At 41.2% G+C, this 561-nt stretch carries 1 protein-coding gene; it reads right to left on the reverse strand.

The features are described from left to right. Positions 1–60: 60 nt before the first annotated feature. Positions 61–561 (reverse strand): ABC transporter permease subunit (locus tag KIV40_RS30215; RefSeq protein WP_285352954.1); only part of this gene is annotated, 501 nt, incomplete at its 5' end.

The raw sequence follows: 561 nt of genomic DNA on the forward strand, positions 1-561 counted from the left end.
AACCGCGTTTAATCTCTTTGAAATGCTTGATCTTTTTTTGCGTTAGTGGGGTTAACTTAATCATGCGCCAAACCTCACTCTCGGATCGACTGCAGCAACACATAAATCAGATAAAATGTTGCCGATCATCAACATCGCCGCATTAATAGCAACTATCCCCATTACGACCGGATAATCACGCTCAATAATCGACTCGTAACCAAGCAAGCCGATACCATCAATATTAAAAATCACTTCAATCAAAAATGAGCCTGACATAAAGAACAACAAAGAGTTACCAAAGTGGCTCGCTATCGGAATAAGGCTATTTTGTAATGCGTGCTTCTTCACCGCTTGCTTAAATGGCAGGCCTTTAGCTATCGCGGTGCGAATATAATCCGCTGAGATGTTCTCCATTAGATTGTTTTTCATCGTCATTGTAAGAGTTGCGAAATCACCAATGAGATAGCAAATCAAAGGAAGAACAGCATGCCACATGATGTCTTTTATGTGCTCGCCCCAACTTTCATAGTCTTCAAAATCATCACTCACAAAGCCACCCATAGGGAACCAGTCTAAGTT

The organism is Vibrio sp. D173a (genome assembly GCF_030248475.1).